General features: G+C 39.1%; 7 protein-coding genes. 4 read left to right on the plus strand and 3 right to left on the minus strand.

Features of this window, described 5'->3' with window-relative positions; genetic code table 11:
• Nucleotides 1–141: 141 nt before the first annotated feature.
• Nucleotides 142–1,743, plus strand: a complete 1,602-nt coding sequence (locus NXS00_RS02335; RefSeq protein WP_258097504.1) for an ABC-F family ATP-binding cassette domain-containing protein — start codon at nt 142–144, stop codon at nt 1,741–1,743.
• Nucleotides 1,744–1,926: 183 nt separating this feature from the next.
• Nucleotides 1,927–5,730, plus strand: a complete 3,804-nt coding sequence (locus NXS00_RS02340; protein WP_258097505.1) for a two-component regulator propeller domain-containing protein — start codon at nt 1,927–1,929, stop codon at nt 5,728–5,730.
• Here NXS00_RS02340 and NXS00_RS02345 read toward each other — a convergent pair.
• Nucleotides 5,727–7,364: an ABC1 kinase family protein gene (locus tag NXS00_RS02345; protein ID WP_258097506.1), complete on the minus strand. Its 1,638-nt coding sequence runs from the start codon at nt 7,362–7,364 to the stop codon at nt 5,727–5,729. The two genes, NXS00_RS02340 and NXS00_RS02345, sit on opposite strands and share 4 nt — an antisense overlap.
• Before the next feature lie 290 nt (nt 7,365–7,654).
• Between NXS00_RS02345 and NXS00_RS02350 the strand changes: the two genes are divergently transcribed.
• Nucleotides 7,655–7,864 (plus strand): hypothetical protein, encoded by a 210-nt coding sequence (locus NXS00_RS02350; RefSeq protein ID WP_258097507.1) that lies wholly within the window; start codon nt 7,655–7,657, stop codon nt 7,862–7,864.
• Nucleotides 7,865–7,888: 24 nt separating this feature from the next.
• Here the strand turns inward: NXS00_RS02350 and NXS00_RS02355 are convergent, their stop codons facing one another.
• A complete protein-coding gene (locus NXS00_RS02355; protein ID WP_258097508.1) occupies nt 7,889–8,098 on the minus strand; it encodes a cold-shock protein in 210 nt (69 codons plus the stop codon).
• A 328-nt stretch (nt 8,099–8,426) separates the two neighbouring features.
• Here NXS00_RS02355 and NXS00_RS02360 point away from each other — a divergent pair, with 328 nt between their 5' ends.
• The gene (locus tag NXS00_RS02360) at nt 8,427–11,936 is read left to right on the plus strand and encodes a caspase family protein (RefSeq protein WP_258097509.1); all 3,510 of its coding nucleotides are present in this window, start codon (nt 8,427–8,429) and stop codon (nt 11,934–11,936) included.
• Here the strand turns inward: NXS00_RS02360 and NXS00_RS02365 are convergent.
• Entirely contained in the window at nt 11,930–12,130 is a 201-nt protein-coding gene (locus NXS00_RS02365) for a hypothetical protein (RefSeq protein ID WP_258097510.1), read from the minus strand. The two genes, NXS00_RS02360 and NXS00_RS02365, sit on opposite strands and share 7 nt — an antisense overlap.
• Nucleotides 12,131–12,156 lie beyond the last annotated feature (26 nt).

The following is a 12,156-nucleotide window of genomic DNA, read 5'->3' on the forward strand; positions in this document are numbered from 1 at the left end:
GCAAAACCCTTACGACCAATTGTCGTAAAATGACGATTTCCGGTAAATCCCAATTTGATACAAATAATAGCCGATCAATTTCCTTACAATTTGCGACTGGATGATATTAGAACTAATTTTGCACCTCGAAAATCAAAAGGCATGATAGCAACTCAAAACGTATCTCTTCAATTTGGTAAGCGTGTATTGTTTGACGAAGTGAATGTAAAATTCACAGGCGGCAACTGTTACGGAATCATTGGTGCCAACGGAGCAGGTAAATCCACATTTCTAAAAATCTTATCTGGTGAGATTTCACCAAACTCAGGATCTGTCAATATTGAGCCCGGCAAACGTATGGCTGTTTTAAAGCAGAACCACTTCGAGTATGACGAAAATGTGGTTATGGATACGGTCCTGATGGGTCACCAGGAGCTTTGGAAGATCATGAAGGAGAAGGACGCTATCTATGCAAAACCAGATTTCTCTGAAGAGGATGGCGTAAAAGCCTCTGAGCTGGAAGCAAAGTTTGCTGAAATGGATGGCTGGAATGCTGAATCAGATGCTGCTGCCCTACTTAGTGGTTTGGGTATTAAGGAAGTTGATCACTTCAAAGTAATGAAAGACTTGACCAACCAGCAAAAAGTAAGAATTTTGCTTGCTCAAGCACTTTTTGGTAATCCAGACATTTTGATTCTCGATGAGCCTACCAACGACTTGGATTTGAACACCATCGACTGGTTAGAAAATTATCTATTGGACTTCAAGAATACAGTCATTGTGGTATCTCACGACCGTCACTTTCTGGACACCGTGTGTACACACATCGCCGATGTTGATTTCGGTCAGATCAAAATATACACTGGTAACTACAGCTTCTGGTATGAATCAAGCCAATTAGCCCTTTCTCAAAGAAGTGCTGCTAACAAGAAAGCTGAAGAAAAGAAGAAGGAACTTCAGGAGTTCATTCAGCGATTTAGTGCGAATGCCTCTAAATCTAAGCAAGCAACATCCAGAAGAAAGTTGTTGGATAAAATCAATGTAGATGACATCCAACCTTCTAATAGAAAATACCCTGCGATCATCTTTAATCAAAGCAGAGAAGCTGGAGACCAAATCCTTGAGATCAAAGGTTTGTCCAAATCTTTGGATGGTCAGCCATTATTCCAAAACCTGGACTTGTTTGTCAACAAAGGTGAAAAAATCGCCTTGGTTGGAGATAACAGTTTAGCTATCTCTACTTTAATCAAGATTTTGGCTGGTGAAATGGATGCAGATTCTGGTACATTTAAATATGGTCAGACCATCACCTCGGCCTACTTGCCGAACGAAAACGCAGAATTCTTTGACACTGAAGAAAACTTGATTGACTGGCTAAGAGAATTCTCTCCAGGAGAAAAAGATGAGGTATACATCCGTGGATTCCTGGGCAAGATGTTATTCTCAGGTCAGGAAACATTGAAGAAAGCAAACGTGCTTTCTGGAGGTGAAAAAGTAAGATGTATGCTCAGTAGAATGATGCTACAGGAAGCAAACTTCATGCTACTAGATGATCCAACCAACCACCTTGATTTGGAGTCAATTACTGCATTGAACAACTCATTAGCTGAATATAAAGGTACACTGATCTTTACATCGCATGACCATACGTTTACTCAAACCATTGCGAACAGAATCATTGAGATCAATCCTAACAAGATAGTGGACAAACTAGGTACTTACGACGAGTACATTGAAGCAAAAAAAGCAGCAGCTAAAGCATAACTAAAAAGAGGTTCCCAACGGAGCCTCTTTTTTTATTTTAACTATACAATTCAATCTACATATTGTCATTATGACAATAACCTCTCTTTATCCATACTCAAATATTCACATTTGATCGATAAGTAATAGTTTTTATTGTAATTATTATATTAATTAACCTTTGAACTATTCAACCATTGATCTATGCCTTATAATCTTTTTGCTGGCAAGCTAAAACCTTGCTGTTTAGGGATAATATGTATCTTCTCCTATTACCTCAATGCTCAGGATGTCAAGTTTGATCGGATCGGTACGGACATCGGACTTTCACAAGCGAACGTTACTGCCATTGTTCAGGATGATCTTGGCTACATTTGGCTTGGTACGGAAGACGGCCTCAATCGATTTAATGGTTATGAAATAGAAGTATTCTTAAAAAACGAAGAAGATTCTTTATCAATTCCTGACAACAGAATTTCCAATATGGCCTCCGGAAAAAATGGTGATGTCTGGATTGGATCGAATACAGGCCTCATTCAATACCATTACGAGAATAATTCCTTTCAGCTTATTAATGTAAATGATTCTTCAAGAACAAATAAGATTCCTGAAGGAAGTGTTACAGCTCTATTTGAAGATTCAGACAACCATATCTGGGTCTCAACAGCGGCTAGCTTGAGTAAAATCGATTCCAAAACACAAGAGATCACCACCTTTCATCAACACGTATCTTCGTTTAATTCACTTCCATTTAACATAATTGATATTTCAGAAGATAGAAAAGGCAACCTCTGGCTAGCTAATTCATCACAAATTATCAGTTTTAATAAAAGCACAAAAGAAATCTCTCCCATTGCATTGTCTAACAAAGGGTTAGCCGCCTTATCCTCAGTTGGTGATATTAGCAGTATATTGGTAGATAACAGCAATCAACTATGGGTTGGAGGACGAACCGGAGTTATGCTCATCAACTTAGGTAATAATCAATTCACTACGATTAACTATTCCCCTAACCAACCCAAAAGTCTTCCGAATGATTTGATAACAGACTTTACTATGGATCAAAATGGTGATGTGTGGGTAGCTACTGATGATGGTATAGCCAAATATCTAGGTAATCAACAGTTTGAAAACTTCCACCACAATCCAAACTTAAAATCCAGCATCAGCAGTAGCATCTCTCTTTCGCTATTTGTTGACAACCAAAACAGACTCTGGCTTGGAACTAGAAATGGTGGAGCCTCCTATCATGACCCAGACAAATTTAGCTTTGACACATACGAAGCTCAAGGCAATGCCAACGGACTGAATAGCAATCAGGTGACTGGATTCAGTGAAGATCGGTTTGGAAACATTTACGTGGCTACAGATGGCGGTGGTCTCAATTATATGAATGTTACTACGGGAAACTTTAGCCAATTCATGTACAATCCGAGCAATCGAAACTCATTAGGCGGAAATAAAGTCCTTACGGTTATTGTAGATCAAAATGAGAATGTCTGGACTGGTATGTGGAACGGAGGAGTAACTCGATACAATCCACAAACCGGAGTATTCAAACGTTATAGACATTCACCTTCAAACCCAAACAGCCTGGGCAATGACAACATTTTCACGATCTATGAGGATCGAGATGGACGTATTATAATTGGTAATTGGCAAAACGGAATCAGCATATACCAACCGAATACGGATAACTTCAAAAACATTAATTATGCTCCTGAAAAAGAGACATCTATACCTGCAGGTACGATGGGCTTAATCATAGAAGATCAGGTTGGTAATATTTGGGTGGCTTCAGATTATGATGGCATTGCGAAACTAAACCGAGATTTTGAAACCATTAAAAAATTCAAATTTGGCGATGGATCTGGATTGAGTTCCAGCGGCATCACTGAACTCTATATTGATAGTAAAAACCGTATCTGGGTCGGCACCAATGGTTTTGGTATGAATGTTTATGATCATAAAACAGAAACATTCAAGACCTATACAACCAAAGATGGTCTAGTCAATAATGCCGTGTTGAACATCATTGAAGACAATCAAGGCTTTTTATGGATCACCACCAATCGAGGTATGTCTCGATTCGATCCTAACACAGAGTCTTTCACCAACTTTTTTAGAGAAGATGGACTACAGAACAATCAGTTCATGACACGAAGTGCATACAAGACATCTAAAGGAAAACTGTTATTTGGTGGCATTAGTGGTTTTAATTTCTTTGACCCATCGAGTCTAAAATTGAATCAAACTGCTCCAAATGTGCTCATTACATCCATGAGCCTATACAATGATGAACTTAAACCAGGACCCAAATCACCACTTTCAACTAGCATCACTTTTACTGAAGAAATCACTCTGGACTATGACCAAAATGTTTTTTCCTTCGAATACATAGGACTTAGTTTGAGACATGCCAAAAAAAATCAGTACAAATACCAGTTGGAAGGTCTTCATGATAATTGGATAGATAATGGCACAGAGCGAAAAGTATCTTTCATGAATCTGAAACCTGGCGATTATACTCTAAAGATAAATGCTGCCAATAACGATGGTGTTTGGAGCGATGCCCCTGCTATTATCCAAATCACCATTACTCCTCCCTTTTGGGCAACATGGTGGTTTAGAAGCATCATCGCAATAGCCATAATTGCCACTGCATATACTATATACAAGAATCGGTCTGATCAGATTAAAGAACAGAAAAGACTACTTCAGGAAAAGGTAAATGAAGCCACCAATCAAGTTAAAACAAGAAATGAAGCACTCCAGGCACAAAGCATCAAGTTATCTGAAGCTATCGAGGAGACTAACTTCATTGTAAGAGAAGCAGTAAATTCTGGAAACTATCAAGCCCGAATTGAAACGAACAATAAAGAAGGTGAATGGAAAAATCTGGGAGAATCTGTCAATCAATTATTCGATTCCATACTAGAACCTTTTCAAGAAATCAATCAGGTTGTGAATCATTTATCAAAAGGTGATCTCACACGAAGATATGCGATCGGCGCCAAGGGTGATGTGGAGCGACTTGCACAAAACCTAAATCACGCTATTAACAGCTTATCTGCACTACTTCATGAAGTAACCAATCAGGTTTTGGTCATACGATCTTCTTCTTCAGAAATGTTGGCTACAAGTGAAGAGATGAACGTGAGCACCAATGAGATTGCTTCATCTATTTCTGAAATGAATAGAGGCTCCCAAGATCAACTAGTAAAAGTGGATCAGGCATCTGCACTAATAGAAGCCGTGATGAACTTTGCAGCAAAGATGAGTAAACAGGCAGAAGAAATTCATGATGCCGCACAGGAAGGGGTTAATGAAAGCTCTCAAGGCATGAACTCTATTAATCAGCTGGATGGATCTATGCAAGAAATTCTCAATTACTCAGAGTTAACTAATCAATCCATCGCCTCGTTAAGCAAAAGTTCACAAGATATCACTTCGGTCCTCAGTATTATTAAAGAAATTGCAGCGCAAACGAATTTACTGGCTTTGAATGCTGCAATTGAAGCTGCGCAAGCAGGTGAAGCAGGAAGAGGCTTTTCCGTAGTAGCTGAGGAAATTCGAAAGTTGGCTGAGGACTCGAAAAGATCTGTTGGTGATATTGAAACACTAATATCTAATGTACAGCATGAAACCGGTGAAACCGCCAATTTGGTGGTATCAATGAGCCAACGTATCAAAGAGGGTGGCGAGGCAAGCAAAGTATCACTGAATGCTTTTCAAGCAATATCCAGTAAGTACACCGAAACTCTGGATAAATCAGATGACATCCTTCATGCTACGAAGCAGCAAACCGATGACATCAGCAACATAGTAAACCTGATATCAAGCATCGTGGTGATTGCTGAAGAAACTGCTGCCGGTACTGAGCAGATTGCCAGTAGTTCTGCTGAACTAGCAGCAGGTATGGAAAACTACATTCTAAAAAACAGAAACGTAACGGCTATTACAGATGAACTCACAGAAAAGGTGAATCAGTTCAATCTCACAAACTAAGACTCATCATAAAAGAATATATGAATAGCTAAAGCAATGGCACCGGTTGTCGCTAATAAGAAACTTACAATTGCGATACCCGGATAGCCAAACAGGGTAAAATCTGTCCGCACATTCATCATTAGTGCTGAACCAATAACTAATGCCGCTAGAATTAGCCCCACAGTAATTCGATTCGCTACCTTTTGGAAGCCTTTCATGATGTGTCGCTCGTCAAAAGCATCCACCTTAACTTTCAGATTATTGTCTGCGACGTTTCCAATAATCTTATTGAGTCGTTCAGGCATCTTTTCAAGCAACTCCTTCCCTTCCAACAATGCAGAAAAGAAATGTTGTGGTTTCAACTCTTTTACCATGATCTTATTCATAAGCGTCATGGCATTGGCTCTAATCGCTTCATTTGGATTAAAATCAGGTGCAAGCGTATGAGCTACCAAATCAAGGTTTAACAAAGCTTTACCAACAAGACTTAGTTCCATTGGCATATGAAAATCACACTGGCCAGCAGCTGTAATTAAACCAAACATCACACGACCAGTATCGATATCATCAACAGAAGCATTCTGATTTTCCTGAATTAAATCCGAAATCAACATCCTAAATTTCTCTTCATCGGCATCAGGTCCCTTCTTACTCATCTTGATAAGTAACTCGATAGCTTCTGAAGTTCGGTTTTCACTGATATGGAGGATCAATTTTAAATAGTTCTGGCGTAGTTCATCAGATAAATGAGCCATCATGCCCATATCCAAAAGAGCCACCTTGTTGTCCTCTGTGAGATAAACGTTACCAGGATGTGGATCAGCATGCATGAATCCATCTACCACTATCTGCTGTAGATACGCTTGAAACAAATCCTCACAGATTTTCTCCCCATCTATTTCGAGTTTTCTAAGAGGAGAAATCCTGGTGATATTCTGCCCTTTGATAAACTCCATGGTAAGGACCTTACTCGACGAATAATCATCAATGGCTGTAGGAATAATAATGCGTTTAAAACTCTTCAGGTTCTCATGAAGCTGATTCATGTGTTGAGCTTCTTTATGATAATCCAGCTCTCTCAGCAAGGTGCCCTTGAAGTTTAGAAATAACTTATTGACATCAAACCTCTTTCCTAAATCTGTGTTCTTTTCTAAAAAAGAAGAAACCTCTTCCAATATCTCAAGCTCCTCCACCACACGCTTTCGAATCCCAGGACGTTGTACCTTTACTACTACTTGCCTACCATCTCGCAACTCGGCTTTGTGAACCTGACCTAATGATGCGGCAGCTAGCGGCTCCTTCTCAAAATATTTAAAAGCTTTGGAGATTCGTACTCCCAGTTCATCTTTGATAATCTCCTCTACTTCTTCATAAGAAAAGCAGTTGAGGTCGTCCTGTAAATGACGCAATACCTCAATGTATTGTGGGGAAATAAGATCGGGTCGTGTGGACAATAATTGGCCAAGCTTAATAAATGTAGGTCCAAGATCCTGAATGTCGTTGATGAATTGTTCTTTGTCAAATTGTAGTTCAGCAGTCTTGGTTTCTTTTACATCAATTCCGGAAGTGAGTCCTGAATCTTTGATGGCTTTCCGATCACCATATTTCCAAAGGAATAAAACAATGTCCTTGTACTTCTTAAGATGTTTCAAATGCAGTAATAGTTGATTTAGAAGTACAACTAACTACCTCCACAAATTGATTTGATTAAATGATAAAGCTTCTTATACATCTCAAAAAAAATAGTCTTTTTGAGCATTACACCCGTAACAACCCACGTTTTCACCTTAACTGAACATAAATATCATTCCAATAAAACTGAAGCATCAGTATGTCTCAACAGATCTGTTAACACGACAATTAGAAAATAAATTGAAAAAATATGAAGGTCTCTGTAATCTGGCATTCACTAGATAGACTAACGTGCTAAAACAAAATAACTATGACTTCAGAACAGCAATTAACATCATCACAGAAGAATGCCATAAAATCAATCCTTGTAAGCATTGGGGCTTTGGCCATAGTAGCCTCATGTTTCTCTGTTTATGTGGATGGTTTTGATATATCCAATAGTTCAGGATTATACTCTGGCGGATCCTTACTGTTCTTTGGATTGGTTGGAGATAAACTGATATCAAACAAAAAAGGCTGACATTGCTGTCAGCCTTCAATATTTTTAGTTCTTTTTTTTGTCTTCTACGACTGGTTCAGGTTTCTCATCAACGATATTTCCAAATTCATCTACCCAGGCGATCATGTCATCCAGGCTTCCTCCTTTGTTATTATCTTCTTTACGTTCCATTTTCTTCTCAAACTTCTCCTTCTTCTTCATCGCTTTCTTCTTCTCGCGCTGCTTCTTCATGAACGTATTTTGTGATCTTCCCATATACAATTATCAATTTTGATGAATAAAAAACAACCACTAGTCATTGGATGACTTTAACCTAGCTTCTCAACTTGTCGGATGGTCTGGAAACCATTAATAAGGCACAGTAACCAACTGGTGTTGGCGGGTTTCAAAAGAACGAAACCGAATCAACTAAGAAGGTGCCTGAGAACTAAAGTAGGCTAAATGCAGAGTGGTTGTAACCGCTTTCTGACAATGCAAAGATAAAGAATAAATAGGGCATTTCGATGAATAATGTAAAAAGACTTCAATGAGTGTATGAATCGCAGGAAGCATCTATCTTTATTCCGAATTTAACAACGCCCTCATGAAAACCAGATTTGCAGTAATTGTTGTTTTAAGCTTCATATCTCAAGTAGCTGTTTCACAGATTGATATGGTGATCCCTATTGGACACACTCGAAGAGTTGCTGATGTTCAATTGTCAACAGATGGGCAGTGGTTAGCATCAACAGACGGATCAGATAGAGTGACTATCTGGAACTACCAAACAGGAAAAGAAACCTATCATTTTACAACTAAGCATCCAGTGTCTTTGATTAGCTATGGCACTAAATCACTATTTGTAGCTGACAAATCAGGAGCTATTCAAAAGCTAACTTCCACAGGAGAAGTAGAACAAACCATAACCACTGACTCAGAACTTATCGGTCTTTATGCCTCTGGAAATGATTCTTTATTGGTTATAACAGAAAATGAACTAAGCTGGTACTTCAAAGGCAAAAAGATTACCAACTCCGAAACAAAATTAGAAGCCATTACTGTGGCAACTCCTACCGTTGATTTAATCACTGTTGGAAGTAAGGACGGTCAAGTAGAAGTATTCGACGCAAACCTCACAAGCATACATCAAATGATGGTCACGGAGGCTTCTGTAGCTTCCATTGATTACACCCCACAAAGCATTCTAGTAGGAACAACTTCGGGCGAATTGATCCAATTGAATAAGTCAGATTACGCCATCAACAAAACCAAAGCTTTCTCATTAAGAACTCTTGATATCGCATACAATCCATTATCCAACTTGATTCTCGTAGTTGGACGAGATGAAAAACAAAACGTACGTGTTTTTGATACGAAATTGAAGGAACAAAAACTACCATTTGAATGGAATGAGCCTGTAGGAACTGAAGCTTTCAACCTCGGACTTAAAACAATAACAAACACTTCAGATAGCACAACATTAGTGGCTGAGTACTTGAATGTTATAAAAGAATACAATTTTAAGACTCAACGTTGGAGTAAGGTGTTTAAAGGCCAGGCTTCCCCTATTTACGACTTATCGATTGATCGAACAGGAACAAAGTTAGCCATTGCAGCTGGACAACCATCCATTCAGATTCTTGACCTAACAGGAACTGGCTCTGACATGGAGTTATCAGGAAGTGAATTAGGCTCTCGTGCGACAGCTTTCCATCCTGTAAATCCAGTGGTTGCCAGTTATGGATTGGATGAACAAATTCGTGTCACAAACCTTATCAATCAAAAAGAGATTTTCACCTTAGCGGCCAAAGGAAATTACAGCACTACTCCTATCAAGTTCGACATCACAGGACGTTACATCATTCGAAAAAGTAGTGAAGAAGATTTTGACTTGTACAATTTCACTACCAATCAACCACAAAACCTAAAGGTCAAAAATGGCAAAGATTATGTCTTTTCTGCTGATGGAAGAAAACTAATTTTCCTTACAGACAAAGGACTGACGATTTATGACCCTATCACATTCCAAAAGATCAAAGAAATCGAAATTGCGAATGCTCAGGATCTATCCATTAGTTCAGAAGGCACTCTGGCAGTCTTATTAAAAGATGACGTCACGGTTGAATTGTTTGACACCTCCAAGCTTTCTAAAAAAGGCACAATTACCCTACCGAAAGTATCTGATAACCTTTATTGGTCTACTAACAATAAACACCTTCTTGGAGTAAGGAATTCGATCAAGAGAGGCGAAAATGGAGCAGATTACTCGATCTATGTTTTCAATTCAGAAAATGGAAAACTCGAAAAGACATTAACAGGCCACTCCGGGTTCACTTATGATATTGAGTTCGTGAACAATAAAATGCTCTCAGCTTCGATCGATGGAACCATTAAAATATGGGATTTGGAATCAACTAATTCAAGTATAAAAGGAATGGTTATTCCGCTTCAAGAAAATCAATATGTAGTAACCACTCCAACCGGATTGTTTGATGCAACTCCAAATGCTATGGAACAACTGCATTACGTCAAAAGAGGTAAATTGATCAACCTGGATCAAATCAAAGACAACTACTACGAGCCAATGCTTCTTTCTAAGCTATTGGAATTAAATCCAGAACCGATCAGAGCTTCTAATTCATTAGCAACTGAATCGTTGTATCCGGAACTAACCCTAAAGCACCCTCTAAAGAATGATGGAAAACTTGGCATTAACCTCAACAATAGTGGCGGCGGAATTGGTCGAGTATTGATATTGATCAATGGTAAAGAAGTAAGTAGTGACGTAAGAAGTGCGGGAAGCACTCCAGATGCCAGATCACTAGAAATAGATTATGACATAACCGACCACCCATTCTTGTACAATGACCGGGTGAATAAGATCACTATCAAGGCGTTTAATGCAGATGGAACATTGAGCAGCGACGCAAAGAGTTTGTATGTATTTGGAGAACAGAAGACTCTGGAAGCGCCGAATTTATATGCCATAATCGCGGGAACCTCGAACTATGAAGGAGATGCTCTTGATCTCAAATATGCTGCGAAAGATGCCGGTGACCTGGCCAACGCCTTAAAGCTCAGTGCTACAAAATACCTGGGATCAGAAAAGACCAATATCAAATTATTAACAACAGATCAGGACAAGTCTGCCTGGCCAACTAAAGAAAATATTCAAAGGGCATTTAGGGAATTTCAATCAAAGGCAAAAGCCAATGACATCTTGTTTGTTTACTTATCAGGTCATGGAGTCAATCATACTGGTGACATGAGTGACTTCTATTATCTAACAAGTGATGCAGCCAGTGGTGACATGAACAACACAATTAACAGAGACCAATATGCGATTTCAAGTAATGAGTTCACAGAATACATCAAGGCAGTTCCTGCGCTTAAACAGATATTGATCATTGATGCATGTCATTCAGGACGACTGGCTTCTTCATTGGGCTCCAGCAGAAGCGCTATGAGTTCCACTCAAATTAGAGCACTAGAACGAATGAAAGACCGCACTGGTCTCTTTGTGTTAGCTGGATCAGCTGCGGATGCAGTGAGCTACGAAACCACGCTCTATGGACAAGGTTTATTAACCTATTCCCTACTCTTCGGAATGAAAGGAGCTGCTCTTCGTGATGATGAGTTTATTGATGTATTGAGTATGTTCCAGTTTGCTGCTAACAAAGTACCTGAACTAGCTGAAGAAATCGGCGGTATCCAAAAACCAGAAATCAGAGTTCCTGAAGATGGTAAAAGCTTTGATATCGGAAGACTCGATATAGCCGATAGAGATGCAATTCAACTAGCCGCTCCGAAACCGGTTTATGTAAATTCAAGATTCCAGGATGAAACCATGATATTCGACCGTTTGAATCTTAATGAATTGCTGGATCAAAAGCTTTTAGAACTAAGTAAAATGGACGATGCACCAATAGCTTATGTTGACAATAAGAACTTCAGTGGTGCTACTATCATCAACGGCAGATATCAGGAAGCGAATGGACTAATTAAAGCTCAATTAACCTTCGCATCCAAAGGTTCTGTAATCAAACAAGTGGAGATAGAAGCGGCAAATGCTGAACTTTTAGCTGAAGAGATAATCAAGCAACTCGTTTACTGACAAATCTCACAGTTTCCCGATTCATTGCTCTCACAAGCACTCAAGGTGGCATAACAATCGCCACCTTTAGCACCGTATGGCGCATCATCAGGACATCCTGTACATGAACCTAAACCCTCTTCATCACATGATATCAATATGGCGAATGAAAGGATACTGGCAAAAAATAAAATAGAAATATGCGACTTCTTCATGAACTAGGGTCTCCTGATTTCAGAGC

The organism is Marinoscillum pacificum (assembly GCF_024714495.1).
Classification (GTDB): domain Bacteria; phylum Bacteroidota; class Bacteroidia; order Cytophagales; family Cyclobacteriaceae; genus Marinoscillum; species Marinoscillum pacificum.